Below are 17,178 nucleotides of genomic sequence, written 5' to 3'. Positions count from 1 at the left end.
ATTGTTTAGAACACCAGGGAAACGGCGCCATCCAGCGCGGCGCGACGACGTTTTTCCGCGCTCATCTGTTCCAGTAAGTTGCGATCGACACACACCAGCGCGTTGGTCGGGCAGGCCTGCATACAAGCGGGGCCGCTTTCGCTGTGGTGGCACAAATCGCATTTGTTGGCTTCGGCTTTCTCCGCGCGCACATTCAGGCCTGCGCCGCTGTGGCGAATAACCGGGCGCACTACCACTTCCATCGCACCGTACGGGCACGCGACTACACAGGTTTTGCAGCCAATGCAGCGCTCCTGCATCACATGCACAAACCCTTCGTCGCGGCTAATGGCGCCGTTCGGGCAGACATTGGCGCAGGGTGCGTCTTCGCACTGACGGCACAATGTCGCCGTCGACACATTGACACCTTTGATGACGTGAATACGCGGCAGAAACGTCTCAGGGGTGAGCGCCGCGCAATCCTGGTTTTCCTGATGAGACACCACGCAGGCGACCTCACAGGTGCGACAGCCGATGCATTTTGCTGCGTCAGCCATAATAAATCGGTTCATGAATTCCTCCGGAAAAAGGCGATATCCCGCCGGAGTATTCACAAAGCGTGCCATAATTATAATTCTATGTAATTAAAGGACTTTTATAAAAACAGTGGGCTGTCATCGACAGAAGTGACGATGACAGCTGACGAGATCAGGCGTGCGGGCCGTTAATGATAGAATCGCGAGTGATGAGCTCGCCGGGAAAGGTTTGCTGGTAGTGAAAATCGCCGCCATCAAGCATAAAGATCAAGCGGTTAATCGTCTCTTTAATCATCTCGGTGACCGGGATTTTCACGCTGGAGAGCGCCGGCACGGTAAATGGCGCAATGGCGATATCATCAAACCCCACCACTGACACCTGACGGGGTACCGCAAGTTGGCTTTCATGTAGCTGTTTAATCGCGCCAATGGCCATATCGTCATTGCTCGCCACCAGCGCGCTGAAGGTCGCCTTACGAGAGAGCAGCTCCGCCACGCCCTGCGCGCCGCTGGCTGGCGTCCATTTTCCTTCGGCGATCAACTCATTACGCACCTCAATCCCGTGCTGCGCCAGCGCGTCTTTATAGCCCGATAAACGTTCAATACCGGTGGGGGAATCCAGCGAACCGGTAATAAACGCAATATCGCGGTGGCCACGGGAGATAAGCCGCGACACCACGTTCATGCTGGAGGCTTTCTGGTCAGAGTAAACGCAGTGGCTGGCATGTTTACGCAACCGGCGGTTGAGTACCACGATGGGCTGCGAGTGGTTATCGATAATCTCATCGAGTTCATCGACGCTAAGAAAGCGCGGATAAATAATGATCGCGTCACAGCGTAAATCGAGCAGGTACTGGATCGCCTGGCGCTCCTCTTCGGCGCTGTGTTTGCCATCTGCCAGCAGCAATCGGCGGCCTTTATCTTCGGTCATGCGCGCGGCGTGGGAAAGCAGCTCGCTAAAGTAAACGCCGTGATAGAGGGTGTTGGTGACCACCAGCCCGAGAGTTTGGGTTTTGCTGGAAGCCAGGCTGCGCGCCAGCAAATTCGGGCGATAACCACTTTCGGCAATCGCCTGAAAGACGCGCGCTTTCGTCTCTTCGCCGACATACCCTTTGCCTGTCAGCACGCGGGAAACGGTGGCTTTCGACACGCCAGCCCGCTTTGCTACTTCCTGCATTGTCGCCATCGATCCTACCCCTCAAAAATCGTGACCCGAAGTGTACTTCAGGCGTTGCGATGATGGGAACACTTAACCCCGACAGATGAACATTTCGCACGCCTGACATTAAGTGATCATCATCACGATTATAAAAATAACCGCTTTTTACATATTGTTTCACACAATGAAACTCATCATGATTTTGTGGAACCGGTTACCTATTTCATGTTTCATGGCCGCCAGAGCGTGGCGGTGAAACAGTACCTTATTGATAAAACAGGATAAAATCTGATGGCAAAGAATTATGCCGCGCTGGCCCACTCGGTGGTGGACGCGCTGGGCGGAGCCGAGAATATCGCCGCTGTAACGCACTGCATGACGCGTCTGCGCTTTGTAGTGAAAGACGAAACCCGTATCGACGCGCCAACGCTTAAAAGCGTCAGCGGCGTCATGGGTGTGGTACGCAACGACAATCAGTGCCAGGTGATCATCGGCAACACCGTTTCCCAGGCGTTTCGCGAGGTGGTCAGCCTGCTGCCGCAAGATATGCAGCCGGTTGAAGTACAGACTAAGCAAAAACTGACGTTGCGCCGTATTGGCGCGGGCATTCTTGATGCCTTGATCGGCACCATGTCGCCGCTGATCCCGGCGATCATCGGCGGGTCGATGGTCAAACTGCTGGCAATGGTGCTGGAAATGTCCGGCGCATTGCCAAAAGGCTCCTCCACGCTGACGATTTTGACGGTGATTGGCGATGGCGCTTTCTTCTTCCTGCCATTGATGGTGGCGGCCTCTGCGGCGGTGAAATTCAAAACCAATATGTCGCTGGCGATCGCCATCGCCGGGGTGCTGGTGCATCCGAGCTTTGTCGATCTGATGGCGAAAGCCGCGCAGGGCGAGCACGTTGAGTTCGCGCTGATTCCGGTAACGGCGGTGAAATACACCTATACGGTGATCCCGGCGCTGGTGATGACCTGGTGCCTGTCGTATATCGAACGCTGGGTGGATCGTATTACGCCGGCGGTGACGAAAAACTTCTTAAAACCGATGTTGATCGTGCTGATTGCCGCGCCGCTGGCGATTGTGCTGATTGGCCCGCTCGGTATCTGGATCGGTAGCGCGATTTCCGCGCTGGTCTATACCATTCACGGCTATCTCGGCTGGCTCTCGGTTGCCATTATGGGCGCACTGTGGCCGCTGCTGGTGATGACCGGTATGCACCGTGTTTTCACCCCAACCATTATTCAAACCATCGCGGAAACCGGCAAAGAGGGCATGGTCATGCCGTCAGAAATCGGCGCGAACCTGTCGCTCGGCGGCTCTTCGCTGGCGGTGGCATGGAAAACCAAAAACCCGGAACTGCGCCAGACCGCAATGGCGGCAGCGGCTTCGGCGATTCTGGCCGGTATTTCTGAACCGGCGCTCTACGGTGTGGCGGTGCGTCTGAAACGCCCGCTGATTGCGAGTTTAATTAGCGGTTTTGTCTGCGGCGCGGTCGCGGGTATCGCCGGGCTGGCCAGCCACTCGATGGCGGCACCGGGATTATTCACCAGCGTGCAGTTCTTCGACCCGGCCAACCCGATGTCCATCGTCTGGGTGTTCGGCGTGATGGCGCTGGCGGTAGTGTTGTCTTTCGTATTGACGCTGCTACTCGGGTTTGAAGATATTCCCGTGGAAACCGAGAACAAACCGCAAGCGGCTGAGCCAGTCACTGTAAAAGAAGCACGAGCCTGATTTAAGAAAGCGAGGTAACGCATGTCAGTATTTCCGCAAGGATTTTTATGGGGCGGCGCGCTTGCCGCCAACCAGTCGGAAGGGGGTTATCTGGAGGGCGGCAAAGGGCTGACCACCGTGGATATGATCCCGCACGGCGCGAACCGTCTGCCGGTGAAACTGGGACAGGAAAAACGCTTTACGCTGCGCGATGACGAATTTTACCCAAGCCACGAGGCGATCGATTTTTATCATCGCTACAAAGAAGATATCGCGTTGATGGCGGAGATGGGTTTTTCGGTGTTTCGTACCTCGATTGCCTGGAGCCGTCTGTATCCGAAAGGTGACGAACTGACGCCGAACCCGGAAGGGATCGCGTTCTATCGCGCGGTGTTTGAAGAGTGCAAAAAGTACAATATCGAACCGCTGGTCACGCTGTGCCACTTCGATGTGCCGATGCATCTGGTCATTGAATATGGCTCATGGCGTAACCGCAAAATGGTGGAGTTTTTCACCCGTTACGCGCGTACCTGCTTTGAAGCGTTTGACGGGCTGGTGAAATACTGGCTGACTTTCAACGAGATCAACATCATGTTGCACAGCCCGTTCTCCGGCGCGGGGCTGGTGTTCGAAGAGGGTGAAAATCAGGATCAGGTGAAATACCAGGCGGCGCACCATGAGCTGATTGCCAGCGCGCTGGCAACGAAAATCGCCCATGAAGTGAACCCGCAGAATCAGGTGGGCTGCATGCTGGCGGGCGGGAATTTCTACCCCTACTCCTGCAAACCGGCCGACGTATGGACGGCGCTGGAAAAAGATCGCGAAAACCTGTTCTTTATCGATGTGCAGGCGCGCGGCAGCTATCCGGCCTACTCCGCGCGCGTGTTCCGCGAAAAAGGCGTTACCATTGTGAAAGAGGCGGGTGATGACGAGATCCTGAAGAATACCGTCGATTTTGTCTCCTTCAGTTATTACGCTTCGCGCTGTGCGTCGGCAGATATGAACGCCAACAACACCAGCGCCGCCAACATCGTGAAATCACTGCGTAACCCGCACATTGAAGTGAGCGAATGGGGCTGGGGCATCGATCCGCTGGGGCTGCGCATCACCATGAACATGATGTACGACCGCTACCAGAAACCGCTGTTCCTGGTGGAAAACGGCCTCGGCGCGAAAGATGAACTCAACGCCAACGGCGAAGTGGAAGATGATTACCGCATCAGTTACCTGCGCGAGCATATCCGCGCGATGGGCGACGCCATCGAAGATGGCATTCCGGTTATCGGTTACACCAGTTGGGGCTGTATCGATCTGGTGGCGGCATCAACCGGCGAAATGAGCAAGCGCTACGGTTTTGTCTATGTTGACCGCGATGATGCCGGGAACGGTACGCTGGCACGCCGCCGTAAAAAATCGTTCTGGTGGTATAAGAAAGTGATCGCCAGCAACGGGGCGGATCTCGACTAAACACCGTGCCACACCAGACGGGCAACACGAATGCATGTCGTCGTTGCCCGTCCTTTCCCCGCTGTTTACAGACTTTTCTCAACGCTGGTTTACCGCTTGATAGCGTGACAACGCTCACATCTATGCCAGGCTTAATGACGTGTATAACAACGTCTGAAGGAGAAAGCATGGCAGAGCAAAGCCCTAAAACCACGCTAGCACCGCACTATCCTACTCCTCCGTTTGTCGAACAACCGCAGCCCGCACCGGGTCTTGCCAGCAAAATGAAACCTGTGCCGGATCACGGTGAAACCAGCTACCGGGGTTCCGGACGTTTAACGGGCCGCAAAGCGCTGATTACTGGCGGCGACTCCGGCATTGGCCGGGCAGTTGCCATTGCCTATGCCCGCGAAGGCGCGGATGTGGCGATTAACTACCTGCCGGAAGAGGAATCCGACGCCGCTGAAGTGATCAAACTGATCGAAGCCGAAGGGCGAAAAGCCATCGCCATTCCGGGTGATATCCGCTCAGAAGCGTTTTGCCAGACCCTGGTTAAAGAGGCGGTAGCCAAACTGGGCGGGCTGGATATTCTGGTCAATAACGCCGGTCGCCAGCAGTTTAACGAGTCAATCCTGACACTTTCGACCGAGGATTTTGACGCCACCTTTAAAACCAACGTCTATGCGATGTTCTGGATAACCAAAGCCGCAGTGGAGCATCTGCCGCGCGGAGCCAGCATTATCAACACCTCTTCGGTGCAGGCATACCAGCCAAGCCCGATTTTGCTGGATTACGCGCAGACCAAAGCGGCGATTGTGGCGTTCACCAAATCTCTGGCACAGCAGCTGGGTGAAAAAGGCATTCGCGTCAATGCGGTGGCGCCTGGCCCTTACTGGACACCGCTGCAGTCGAGCGGCGGTCAGCCGCAGGAAAAAGTGCAGCAGTTCGGTGCCAGCGCGCCGCTGGGCCGCCCTGGTCAGCCCGCAGAAATTGCCCCGCTGTATGTCACCATGGCCTCGGCAGAAAGCAGCTACACCTCCGGGCAGGTTTGGTGTTCTGACGGGGGGACCGGCACGCTGTAATTCTCACTCCCGCTTCCACTCTTTATATGGCCGCCGTCTGGCGGTCATTTCTGGTAAGGATCGCACCACCGTGAAGAACACAATTTCTCACTCTCCTGTACGGGAGGATGGCTTTGCCGAACCCGGCGATTACGCCGCGATTGGCGAAGGGCGCTCGGTCGCACTTATCGCCCCCGACGGATCAATCGACTGGTGGTGCGCGCCGAACCTGGATTCCCCGCCGCTGTTTGATCGCCTGCTCGACCCGGAGATTGGCGGTTTTTTTCAGTTAGCGCCGCAGCAACCTTACACCGTGAACCGCTGCTACAGGCAGGACAGCAATGTGCTGGAAACCACCTTCACCACCGCCAGCGGCAAAGTGTTACTCACCGAATCTATTAACAGTACGCTCGCCGGACGTTTGCCGTGGAGCGAGCTGGCGCGCCGGATTGAAGGTCTGGAAGGCAAGGTGGTCTTAACGCTGAAAGTCCGTTTCGGCACACGGGCGGAAACCTGTTCGCCGTGGATGAATAAAACCGCGCACGGCAACGTCTACCATATCGCTGATTCAATGGCGATGCTGCGCACCAGCGAAGAGGTCAACATCATCGACGCCGACGATGAGCAGGTTAACGGCCACATTACGGTTTCGGCGGGTCAACGGCGGTTAGTCGCCCTGCTGGTGACCGAGAAAGAGCCGCTGGCAGTCCCGAGTCTTGAGGCTATTGACGCGCGTATTGAAACCAGCCATGCCGCATGGTGCGACTGGAGTAAAAGCCTGAGCTATGCAGGACGCTACGCAGAACATGTCGGGCGTTCCGCGCTGGCGCTAAAATTTCTCTGGTACTCGCCCACCGGCGCGCTTGCGGCGGCGGCGACCACCTCCATTCCTGAGGGCGTTGGCGGTGAGAAAAACTACGATTATCGCTACGCGTGGATCCGCGATGCCTGCCTGATTATTAAAGCCTTTGCCTTTTTAGGCGCGCTGGAAGAGTGCAAAGCCGCCTTCTCCTGGCTTTCAAAAACCATTATCCGCCATGGTGTCCGGCTGCAGGCGTGTTACACCCTTGAAGGGGATGAAGTGCCCTGCGAAACATACCCGGCACTGCGGGGCTACAAAAATTCAAAGCCGGTGCGAGTGGGAAACAATGCGCGCGACCAGCTACAGCTCAGCATGTATGGCGACATGCTGGCAACAGCGGAGCTGTTCGTGAAAGCGGGCCATGTGCTGGATCTCACCACCTCGCGACTGCTGGGTGAGCTGGCAAACTGCTGCGCCGATCACTGGCGGCAAAAGGATTGCGGGATTTGGGAACTGCCCGAGCTGCAACATTATACCCACTCCAAGATGGCATGCTGGCTGGCGCTGGATATGGCCGTGCTGATGGCGAAAGAGAAGTACATCGAGCCGACGTGGGTCGGGCGCTGGGAGCGCGAGCGGGATCGCATCCGCGACTGGATCGAAACCCATTGCTGGTCAGAGCGCAAGCAGGCTTACCTCTTTTACCCCGATAACGACGATCGGCTTGATGCTTCGCTGGCGCTGGTTTATCGCTATGGTCAACAGGTTAACCCTCAGCGCATGCTGGCCACTTACCGGGCGATTGAAGACAAGCTGGGCCACGGTGGCGCACTGGTCTACCGCTACAGCGGCGTCGAACAGGAAGAGAACACCTTTGTCGCCTGTTCGTTCTGGCTGGCGGCAGCCTGGGCAGCAATGGGTGAGATAACCCAAGCCGAGACGGCAATGGAAGCGATCCTCAGCGCCCTTTGCGATAAAGGCAATGTCGAAACCTTTAATGAGATGTTTGATGTTCGCACCGGCAAGTGGAGCGGTAACCTGCCGCAGGGTTTAAGCCACCTGGCGCTGATTTGCGCCGCGCAGGCAATTACCGATCACGGCACATCATCCACACCATAAACCGGTATGAGCGGCAAACGCGCGCGATCTTAAGCCCGCAACCGCAGGTTTTTCTGCCAAAGAGGTGAACGCCGCTACCGTATAAGGTGGTTTTTCTCATGCGCGATCAACCACGCTTTGCGCGCGATACCACCACCGTAGCCGGTCATGGCGCCATCTTTACCGATGATGCGATGACAAGGAATGACAATCGCCACCCGGTTTGCGCCATTGGCCGCCGCGACGGCACGTACCGCAGTGGGTTGTGCAAGGAATTCCGCCAGTGCCTGATAATGTGTGGTCTGGCCGTACGGCACCGTTTGCAAGCCCTGCCAGACACGGCGCTGAAATTCACTGCCAGGCAGATCCAGCGTCAGCGAAAATTGCCGCCTGTCGCCGGCAAAATACTCGCCGATCTCTTTTTCCGCCTGCCGGGTGTGCGCGTTTTCCCCGGCGATAATGCGTGCTTTCAGCAAGCGCTGTAAGTCGCTGAATTCAGTCTCCAGCATGCGCCGGTCAACAAACTCCAGCAGGCAAACGCCCTGTTCCGTGGCGCAGACAAACATCGGGCCAATCGGTGTGGTGAAACGGTGGATCATGATCACCGACTGCCCGAGGCTCGGTGCCGCGCCAGTGAGTTTTTTACAGGTATAACCAAAACCGCTGAGTGATTCATAACCGCTGTCAAAGGCAACTTCGGTGGCGCTGCGCCCGCCTTTCAACTCCTGAAGCGCAGCATTTACCCGCGACATGCGCTGAAAAGCCTGAAACGTGATGCCATGTTGCTGTAAAAACCAGCGGCGCACGCGCTCCGGGCTGATACCCTGTTCGCGCAGCAGCGTATCGCTGATGCGCATTTTAGGATTGGCGCGAACCAGCGCTAACGCCTGCTCAATAAAGGTCGGTGCCGAACAGGCATTTTCTGTTGGTCGACACACTTTACACGGGCGGAAACCGGCATCGAGCGCTGATTTCATTTCGCGGAAAAACACCACATTTTCCCGCTTCGGTTTACGCGCGCGACAGACGGAAATACAAAAAACCCCGGTGGTTTTGACGCCGACAAAAAAGAGGCCGGTGTATTCGGAAGCGCGTTCGAGCAGCGCCTGATACCAGGTGTCGCACTGCGCTTTATCCGTGATTTGCATAGTGGAAAACGCCCTCAAAGGATTGCTGTGTCTGCATGCTCAACAGTATGTTTTTCAGCTGCGTTTGTAACGCGGCATGAACAAAATTGCCCATCGAAATGCGGCGCACGCCGAGCGTGGCCAGTTCGGCGAACCCTGCCAGCCCCGGAACGCACATAACATTGAGCGGCAAAGGGATCTGTTGCGCGAGTGCGGCAATATCTGCGTTTTGCAACACGCCAGGCACAAACAGACCGTCCGCGCCGTGTTGAGCATATAACTGCCCGCGATACAGCGTCTCTGCCAGCGCATTTTCCACGTTCAGCAAGAACGTATCGGTACGGATATTCAAAAACAGCGCGCATGGCAATTGCGCGCGGATTTCCCGCAACTGCCGGGCAAATTGCGTTGCCTCAACCAGTTGCCGTTCGCCATTGACCACGCGGCTATCTTCCAGATTAATGCCCACCACGCCGAGTTTTATTAATTGTTGCAGGTTATCGGCAATGGCTTGTGCGGTTTCGCCGTAACCGGCTTCCATATCCACGCTGAGTGGCAGATCGCAGGCGGCGCGAATGCGCTTCACCATAAACAGCAGTTCAGCAAATGGCATCTGTTCGCCGTCGTCATAACCGAGCATCGCGGCAATGGCGGCGCTGGAAGTGCCCAACGCCTGATACCCGGCCTGCTCTGCCGCCTGCGCGCTGGTTGCGTCCCAGACATTGGCGATCAGTAATGGTGTGGTTTGATGGTGAAAAGCGGTGAAATCCATGGTCGTCTCCAGGGCTGTTAAGTGGAGTCAGTGTGGCGTTTGCCGTCTACCCCTCACAACCGAAAATCGGACGACCATTTTTTATATATCGGGCAGGAAACGTATCGGGCAGGAGACGTTTCACCGCTGATAATCAATTTGCCCGATCCGGAGCGAAGATCATTGCCTCAGGCAGAGAGCGCATTTTTTCTCATAAAATCAATGCGGTGTTGTGTAGGCCGGATAAGGCGCACATCGCCATCCGGCAACGAATTCACAGCTTTTTGCATCAAGATCAGATATGAAATGCAACGCGTTTGCCTGTCGGCAATGTGATATCAATGCTTAACTCGCCACCTAACGCAGAGACATAACGCTTGAGAGTAGAGAGACGGGGATCGTTGCCAGGCTGCTCTATCTTCGCCAGTGTCGGCTGTTTAACGCCCATGACTCCGGCAAGCTCGGTCTGGGAGATATTCAATTCTTCACGTAGCTGGCTCAATACAATGTTGCGGCGCAGCTCATCAACACGCTCTTCAATTCGCGCCTGACTTTCAGGGCTGCGTTTCGCTAAAAGTTCATCTAAGGTTGCCACGTTAACTCCTTATTTCGCATATGATTTCTGAACTCTGCGTCGGCAATTTTTATCATGTCTTTATAAAACCGTTTCTCGTTAACGCCTGTTTTATCTGCGGCGCACAGTACAATAGCCCGCCGCGTAGAGTCGAACGCAAAAAAGGCGCGTACGGGAGAACCTGCATACTGGATCCTCAACTCTTTCATATTGCTATAGGTTGATCCTTTTATGGTATCGACATAAGGACGCCCAAGCTGCGGGCCAAACTCACTGAGGATCCTGAAAACCGCTAAAACCTCATCCTGCAATAGTTCTGGCTGGATGCTAAACCACACGTCAAAACGCTCCGTCGTAATCACTTGCCACATTGCCGTTCCCTCATAGCTTTTTTGCTATGAACGGAAATTATAGCCTGAAAGCTATGCAATCAACAAAAGTTTAACCATTCCTGAAGGCGTGTCGACAATTTTATTCTCACCCTTTCACGCCAAACACCCGAAAAAACGCGGTTTTCCCCTCTTCCGTTACCGTGACTTCGCGATAACCCGGGGTTCTGCGCAACCAGCCCTGTTGTTCGAAAGCAATCAGCAGGGCCGCACCTGCGTCACCACCGAGGTGAAAGCGCCGTTCGCTCCAGTCCAGACAGGCGCTACAGGGTTTGCGCCGGGTGCGCGGATCGAGGGTAACGCCGATCTTCTCAAGGCTCCGTTTGCCTGAATCCGTTACCGCGTTGCCATCATCGGTGATCCAGCCTTCGCGCTGCATAAACGCATACACATCAACGGCTATTTCACCGGCAAGATGATCATAACAAGTACGCGCCTGACGCAGCGCCAGCGGCGTGCGGGTAACAGGAACCTGCGCACCGCGCATGGATACGCTCATCATCGTTTCCAGTAGCGCGGCGACATCGCTGCCTGCCAGCCGGTAGTAGCGGTGCCGCCCCTGTGAAACGCAGACGAGCAGCCCGCTGGCGAGCAGTTTTGCCAGATGCGCGCTGGCCGTTGACGCGGCAATATCTACCACCGCGCTCAACTCGGTCGCTGTCCACGCCCGCCCGTCCATCAGCGCGCAGAGCATTCTCGCTCGGGAAGGCTCCGCCATCGCGCTGGCAAGGCCAGAGAGCGTCTGCTCCAGCAGATGCGGTTGTTCCTGCGTTTTGCGTAGTTCATTGCCGGTCATAGCGGTTGTACGTCCCATCGTTGTGTTACCTCGCGCGCCAGCGGATCGTTATCGGTGAGCAGGATCAACCGGTTGTCATGATCGCTGTATTGCACAAGGATATTGACATTATGTTGCGCGATCGTGCGGGCAATTTCGCCTAACTCGCCAGGACGCTCCTGCTTGAGTTTGCGAATAACCGGTGGCGTCACGGCATGCACACATAAACCAGCAGCGGTTAATACTTCCCGGGCGCGCTCGCCGTCAGCCACCAGAAAGTGCGCATGGCAGCGATCGCCTGCGGTAAACACACCGCCTCCTTCCAGCCCGACGCCATTTTTCCCGAGCGTTTCGCCAAGCTGTGCCAGCGCGCCCGGCGCATTATTCAGGATAACGTGAATATCGTACATATTATGGCTTCTCCGGGGTTGATGCGTAATCGCGAAAAACCGTGGCAACACGGATGCGGTAGGAGGAAAAAATGGCTTCCCGCCCTTCGCGCTGCGCCGCCTGATGCAAAACGTTGCTTTTCCAGGCGTGCACGGATGCTTCATCGCGCCACCATGACAATGACAAAATCTTCCCCTCGCGGCTTAAGCTCTGAAAGCGTTCGATAGCGATAAATCCGTCGATGTCTGCCAGTACCGGCTTGAGTTCTGCGGCTAATTGCAGGTAACGCGCCTGCTTACCTGCGGCGATATCGGCTTCAAAAAGTACAGCAATCATAACGTGGCTCCTCATGAATAATGAGCAGCCAGTGTTGCGCAGACGCCAGGTCCACGCTTCGTCCCCCAACGAAATATGCCTGTCGATCTCCTCTCCCTAATACAAACCGAGTAGTGATTTGGCTCGCAGATCTCTATGAAACCGGTTGCGGGCGAGGTTTACCAGGTTAGCATGAAACCGGTTTCACGCAATTACACCGACTCAGTTTCCGATAATAAAAGGTAAATAAAAATGGCCGTTATCAGGGATTACAATAAGTTAGCGAGTGATATCCTCCGCGAGGTCGGCGGTGAAGAGAACATTAGTAATTTCTCCCGCTGCGCCACGCGTCTGCGCCTGGTATTGAATCAAACGCCTGACACAGCGAAGGCCAACATCCAGAGCCTGCCGGGCGTGATAGCGGTGGTGGAAAGCGGCGGGCAATTCCAGGTGGTGATTGGCACCCATGTCGCCGATGTGTTTAACGCCCTGAGCGGCATGGTGAAAGAGAAAGATGGCAACACGGCACAGCCAAAAACCCGCTGGCTGGATGCGGTGATCGCCACCATGTCGGCGGTGTTCGCGCCAATTGTCTACATTCTTGCCGCCGCCGGGATCTTACAAGGCGTGCTGATCCTGCTCGGCCTTGTTGATGCGCAGATCAAAACTTCCGGCACCTTTGCGGTGCTGAACTTTATGTCATGGACGCCGTTTGCTTTCCTGCCGGTGTTTATCGCCATCACTGCTGCTCGCCATTTTAAATGTAACCCTTTTATCGCCGTGCTCTGTTGCTGCGCGTTAATCAACCCGGAGTGGACGGCGATGGCCGGGAAAATCGCCAGCGGCAGTGAAGTGAAATTCCTCTTTTTCCCGCTGGCGGAAACGGTTTACACCTCCTCGGTGCTACCGCCGTTGTTTCTCGTCTGGGCGCTGTCGTGGTTTGAACGCCGTGTTGAAAAATGGCTGCCTGAAGTGGTGAGCCCGCTGTTTACCCCGCTGCTCTGTTTCGTAGTCATTGTGCCGCTGACGTTGATTGTGATTGGCCCGATCACCAGTTGGGCGGCGCTGGGCGTCGCGCACGGTTATAACACGCTGTTCCATGCCGCACCGGCGCTGGCGGCGGCGATTATCGGCGGTGTCTGGCAGGTGATTGTGATCTTTGGTGTGCACTGGGGCATTACGCCGGTGATCATGGCCAACTTCGATACTCAGGGCTATGACTCTTTCCAGGCCTATCAAACCATTGCGGTGATTGGCCAGATGGCGGCAGTGTTCGGCGTGTTCATCAAAAGCCGCAACAAACAGTTGAAGGCAACCTCGCTCTCGGCGGGCGTGACGGCGATTTTCGGCATTACCGAACCGGCGATTTATGGCGTGACGCTGCGCTTTAAAAAACCGTTTATCTGCGGCTGTATTGGCGGCGCGATTGGCGCTGTCGTCGCCAGCCTGTTTGGCAGCCTCTACTATGCTTATGCCGCACTGCCGGGCCTGTTCACGCTGGTCAACGCGATTAGCCCGGATGCGCCAATGTCGTTTATTGGCGAACTGGTGGGCGCGGGCACCGCAATTGTGCTGACCATCGTGATGGTGCAGTTTGTCGGTTTTGACGATCCGGTTGACGCCGTGGTTTCTGATGAGAAAAACGCGCCGCTGACTGTCGGTTCCCTGCAAATGCTCAGCCCCATTAAAGGTGAAGTGATTGCGCTGGAAAGCGTGGCGGATGAAGCCTTTGCCGGCAAAGTGCTGGGCGATGGCATCGCCATCATCCCGCATGAAGGTAAAGTTGTTGCCCCTTGTGATGCACAGGTCGCAACATTGATCGACTCTCATCACGCCATCGGCTTGATATGTGATAATGGCGCGGAATTGCTGATTCACGTTGGGCTTAACACCGTTAATCTTCAGGGACAATATTTTACGCCGCTGGTCAAAGAGGGTGACCGGGTTAGCGCCGGAACGCCGCTACTGGCCTTTGATAAAGAACACATTGAGCAGGCAGGTTATGATTTGACCACGCCGGTGCTGGTGGTCAACAGCGAGGAGTTTACGCTCACTCGCCATCAGTCGCAGGGCGCTGTCAGCGCGGGAGTTCCGCTGATGTCGCTAGCCTGAAACTAGCCGCCGCAATAATAACAACAGTGAGGTTAAACAATGGTAACGATACTGGATGTCGCCAGGCTTGCCGGCGTCTCCAAAGCGACAGTATCGCGCGCGCTAAATGGCAAAGTTTTTGTCCGTGAGGAAGTGAAAGCCCGCATTATGCAGGCGATTGCCGAAACGGGTTATCGCCCCAATCAGCTGGCGCGCAATCTTGCCAATAATAAAACCAACTCTGTCGGGCTGGTCATCACCAACGGGCTGTATAACGGCCCGTTTTTCTCCAGCATGATTTACCACGCGGCAACCAACAGCGAACTGCACAGCCGCCAGTTGGTGCTGGCAGACGGTAAACACAGCGCGCAAGAAGAACGCGACGCCATCAATCTGCTGCTGTCGCTGCGCTGCGAAGCGATCATGATCTATCCCAAATATCTGTCGGTTGCCGAACTCGATGAGATCATCGAACGCAACCCGACACCAATCGTGGTGATCAATCGGGAACTTACCCGCCACCGCAACCAGTGCGTGTTTGTCGATCACCAGCAAAGCTGTGAAACGATGATGGACTACCTGCTCTCGCAGGGTCATACGCGCATTGCGTTTGTTGCCGGTTCTGACGCCTCCCCCACCGGCGAGAGCCGTTTAGCCGGTTATCGTAAAGCACTGCGCAACGCCGGGATCGAACCCGACCCGCAACTGCTGGTGCGTGGTAGCTGGAGCACCGACAGCGGATATGAGGCGGGACGTGAACTGCTGGCGCGCAATGTGCCGTTTACCTGCGTGCTGGCCGGGAACGATGATATGGCGATTGGCGTGGCGAAAGCCTGCTATGAGGCGGGTTTGCGGCTGCCGCAGGATGTGTCGCTGGCCGGGTTTGATGATTCGGTTATCGGCAAGTATTACAACCCGTCGCTGACCACCATCCATGTTCCGATGGAGGAGATGATCCGTAACGCCATCGAAATGGTTCTGCTGCCAGAGGCTGACGCTATTTGCGCCCATCGGGGCGAACTGGTGTGCCGTGAGTCGGTAATTGCGCCTAAAACTGCCCGGTAAACCGGGCAGTTTCTGATTACGCCTGCGCGATAGCGTCGAGTTTCGCCAGCGCATCCGACGGCAAGGTGAGTTGCGCGCTGGCGAGATTTTCCTGCAAATGTTGCGGCGAAGAGGTGCCCGGGATCAGCAGAATATTCGGCGAGCGCTGCAACAACCAGGCCAGTGCCACCTGCATCGGCGTGGCGCCAAGCGCCTGCGCCACCTCGTTCAACTCGCCTGACTGCAACGGCGTAAAACCGCCGAGCGGGAAGAACGGCACATAGGCGATCCCTTGCGCATTCAGTGAATCAATCAGCGCGTCGTCATGACGATTCGCCACGTTATAGAGGTTCTGTACACAGACAATCGGCGTCATTTTCTGCGCATCCGCCACCTGTTTCGCCGTCACGTTGCTCAGGCCTATATGGCGAATCAGCCCGCGCTCTTTCAGCTTAATCAGTGCCTCCAGCGGCGCTTCAAGCGGCCCCTCTTCCGGCCCATGCACGCCGAACATTGCGCGCAGGTTCACCACTTCCATCGCCTCAAGGCCAAGGTTGCGCAGGTTATCTTCAACGGCTTGCGTTAACTCTTCAGCGCTGAATGCGGGCAGCCAGTTGGCTTTGTCATCACGGCGCGCGCCGACTTTGGTGACAATACACAGATCATCCGGGTACGGATGCAGTGCCTGCTTAATCAATTTATTGGTGACATGCGGGCCGTAAAAATCGCTGGTGTCGATATGGTTCACGCCTGCGGCAATCACATCGCGTAGCACCTGCAGCGCTTTCGCTTCATCAGCAGGTGGCCCAAATACGCCAGGGCCAGCCAGTTGCATGGCACCGTAACCCAGACGACCAACCTGGCGATCGCCCAGACGAAAGGTAAGTGAGGGTTGAGACATGGAGTACCTCCTGTGCATTAAGTAAACAGATTGTAGGAGCATCGTTGCTGTGCAACAATCCGCTGAAATTCATACACACTGTACGGTTAACCGAACAATGAAGCTGGACTTCGCCCTGCTGAACGCCATTGTGGCTGTCGCCAACGCCGGGGGCTTTCGCGAAGCCGCACGCGTCACCGGCACCAATCCTTCCCGCCTGAGTGATGCGGTGCGCCGCGCTGAACAGCAGCTCGGCGTGCGCCTGTTTAACCGCACCACCCGCACCGTGGCGCTAACCGATGCGGGTAAAGCGCTGATGGAGCGGCTGCAACCAGCGATGAGCGAAGTGGACGCGGCGCTCGACGCCATTAACCGTTACCGCTCAACACCCAGCGGTACGCTGCGCCTGAACGTGCCGGTCAGCGCCGCCCGGCTGGTGCTGCCCGCCATCGTTCCCGCCTTTCTGGCGCACTATCCGGATATCCAGCTGGAAATCGTTGCCGAAAGTAACGTGCAGGATGTCTTTCGCGACAGCTGTGATGCCGGTATCCGCTATGACGAATGTCTGGAGCAGGATATGGTCGCGCTGCCCATCGGCCCGCGCCGCCAGCGTTTTGTCGCCGCCGCCTCCCCTCATTACCTGCAACAACATGGCATACCGCAACATCCACGCGATCTGATTGCCCACAACTGCATTCGCGGCCGCTACGCCAGCGGCGTGATGCCGGAGTGGGAGTTCGAGCGCGATGGCGAAACATTGCGCGTTCAGGTCAACGGCACCTTAGTGGTTAGCGTCGGCGCGGCAATGGATCTGGCCGTGCAAGCCGCTATTGCCGGAAGCGGCATTATTTATCTGTTTGAAGAGTGGCTGCGCTCGCCGATTGACCGCGGCGAACTGATACCGGTGCTGGAACCCTGGTGGCTGTCGTTTAACGGCCCGTATCTCTATTACAACTCCCGACGGCTAATTCCTGCGCCTTTACAGGCGTTTATCGATTTTGTGCGCGCACAGGCAAGTTACGGATATATAACGCGATGATCAGAAGAA

Annotated in this window: 17 protein-coding genes; 7 read left to right on the top strand and 10 right to left on the bottom strand. The window is 56.2% G+C overall.

Annotated elements, in window-relative coordinates; translation table 11 throughout:
- Window positions 1–5 precede the first annotated feature (5 nt).
- Entirely contained in the window at window positions 6–551 is a 546-nt protein-coding gene (gene hydN / locus C813_RS28075) for an electron transport protein HydN (protein ID WP_017459295.1), read from the bottom strand.
- A gap of 136 nt (window positions 552–687) precedes the next feature.
- Window positions 688–1,701, bottom strand: coding sequence for a LacI family DNA-binding transcriptional regulator (locus C813_RS28070; protein WP_017459294.1), 1,014 nt, complete (start codon window positions 1,699–1,701; stop codon window positions 688–690).
- 264 nt (window positions 1,702–1,965) lie between these two features.
- Here C813_RS28070 and ascF point away from each other — a divergent pair, with 264 nt between their 5' ends.
- From ascF to C813_RS28050, 4 genes are all read left to right on the top strand, one after another.
- Window positions 1,966–3,408: a PTS cellobiose/arbutin/salicin transporter subunit IIBC gene (gene ascF / locus C813_RS28065; RefSeq protein ID WP_017459293.1), complete on the top strand. Its 1,443-nt coding sequence runs from the start codon at window positions 1,966–1,968 to the stop codon at window positions 3,406–3,408.
- A 21-nt stretch (window positions 3,409–3,429) separates the two neighbouring features.
- On the top strand, window positions 3,430–4,854 hold the full coding sequence (locus C813_RS28060; protein ID WP_017459292.1) for a 6-phospho-beta-glucosidase: 1,425 nt from the start codon (window positions 3,430–3,432) through the stop codon (window positions 4,852–4,854).
- Window positions 4,855–5,021: 167 nt separating this feature from the next.
- Window positions 5,022–5,915, top strand: a complete 894-nt coding sequence (locus C813_RS28055) for an SDR family oxidoreductase (protein WP_017459291.1) — start codon at window positions 5,022–5,024, stop codon at window positions 5,913–5,915.
- Window positions 5,916–5,985: 70 nt separating this feature from the next.
- Entirely contained in the window at window positions 5,986–7,815 is a 1,830-nt protein-coding gene (locus tag C813_RS28050; RefSeq protein WP_017459290.1) for a glycoside hydrolase family 15 protein, read from the top strand.
- A 74-nt stretch (window positions 7,816–7,889) separates the two neighbouring features.
- Here the strand turns inward: C813_RS28050 and C813_RS28045 are convergent, their stop codons facing one another.
- From C813_RS28045 to C813_RS28015, 7 genes are all read right to left on the bottom strand, one after another.
- A complete protein-coding gene (locus tag C813_RS28045; protein ID WP_017459289.1) occupies window positions 7,890–8,942 on the bottom strand; it encodes a bifunctional transcriptional activator/DNA repair enzyme AdaA in 1,053 nt (350 codons plus the stop codon).
- Window positions 8,926–9,693 (bottom strand): isocitrate lyase/PEP mutase family protein, encoded by a 768-nt coding sequence (locus C813_RS28040; RefSeq protein ID WP_017459288.1) that lies wholly within the window; start codon window positions 9,691–9,693, stop codon window positions 8,926–8,928. Before C813_RS28040 ends, C813_RS28045 begins: the two co-directional genes overlap by 17 nt.
- A 274-nt stretch (window positions 9,694–9,967) precedes the next feature.
- Window positions 9,968–10,267 carry a helix-turn-helix domain-containing protein gene (locus C813_RS28035; RefSeq protein ID WP_017459287.1) on the bottom strand — a complete coding sequence of 100 codons (300 nt, stop codon included), beginning with the start codon at window positions 10,265–10,267 and terminating at the stop codon, window positions 9,968–9,970.
- Window positions 10,255–10,617 (bottom strand): type II toxin-antitoxin system RelE/ParE family toxin, encoded by a 363-nt coding sequence (locus C813_RS28030; RefSeq protein WP_017459286.1) that lies wholly within the window; start codon window positions 10,615–10,617, stop codon window positions 10,255–10,257. Before C813_RS28030 ends, C813_RS28035 begins: the two co-directional genes overlap by 13 nt.
- 106 nt (window positions 10,618–10,723) lie before the next feature.
- Window positions 10,724–11,431 carry an ArsR/SmtB family transcription factor gene (locus C813_RS28025; RefSeq protein ID WP_017459285.1) on the bottom strand — a complete coding sequence of 236 codons (708 nt, stop codon included), beginning with the start codon at window positions 11,429–11,431 and terminating at the stop codon, window positions 10,724–10,726.
- Window positions 11,428–11,820: an amino acid-binding protein gene (locus C813_RS28020; protein ID WP_017459284.1), complete on the bottom strand. Its 393-nt coding sequence runs from the start codon at window positions 11,818–11,820 to the stop codon at window positions 11,428–11,430. Before C813_RS28020 ends, C813_RS28025 begins: the two co-directional genes overlap by 4 nt.
- 1 nt (window position 11,821) lies before the next feature.
- The gene (locus C813_RS28015) at window positions 11,822–12,136 is read right to left on the bottom strand and encodes an antibiotic biosynthesis monooxygenase family protein (RefSeq protein ID WP_017459283.1); all 315 of its coding nucleotides are present in this window, start codon (window positions 12,134–12,136) and stop codon (window positions 11,822–11,824) included.
- Between the two features lie 231 nt (window positions 12,137–12,367).
- On the opposite strand from C813_RS28015, the gene C813_RS28010 reads away from it, so the two are divergent.
- Both C813_RS28010 and C813_RS28005 read left to right on the top strand, forming a co-directional pair.
- Window positions 12,368–14,227, top strand: coding sequence for a beta-glucoside-specific PTS transporter subunit IIABC (locus C813_RS28010; protein ID WP_017459282.1), 1,860 nt, complete (start codon window positions 12,368–12,370; stop codon window positions 14,225–14,227).
- Window positions 14,228–14,266: 39 nt separating this feature from the next.
- Window positions 14,267–15,271 (top strand): LacI family DNA-binding transcriptional regulator, encoded by a 1,005-nt coding sequence (locus C813_RS28005; protein WP_017459281.1) that lies wholly within the window; start codon window positions 14,267–14,269, stop codon window positions 15,269–15,271.
- A 16-nt stretch (window positions 15,272–15,287) separates the two neighbouring features.
- On the opposite strand, the gene C813_RS28000 is transcribed toward C813_RS28005, so the two are convergent.
- Window positions 15,288–16,151: an aldo/keto reductase family oxidoreductase gene (locus tag C813_RS28000; RefSeq protein WP_017459280.1), complete on the bottom strand. Its 864-nt coding sequence runs from the start codon at window positions 16,149–16,151 to the stop codon at window positions 15,288–15,290.
- A 97-nt stretch (window positions 16,152–16,248) separates the two neighbouring features.
- Between C813_RS28000 and C813_RS27995 the strand changes: the two genes are divergently transcribed.
- Window positions 16,249–17,169, top strand: coding sequence for a LysR family transcriptional regulator (locus C813_RS27995; RefSeq protein ID WP_017459279.1), 921 nt, complete (start codon window positions 16,249–16,251; stop codon window positions 17,167–17,169).
- Window positions 17,170–17,178 lie beyond the last annotated feature (9 nt).

The sequence above is a fragment of the Kosakonia sacchari SP1 genome (genome assembly GCF_000300455.3).
GTDB lineage: Bacteria > Pseudomonadota > Gammaproteobacteria > Enterobacterales > Enterobacteriaceae > Kosakonia > Kosakonia sacchari.
Note: the sequence above shows the minus strand (reverse complement) of the source record. Positions and strands in the feature narration are given on the sequence as shown.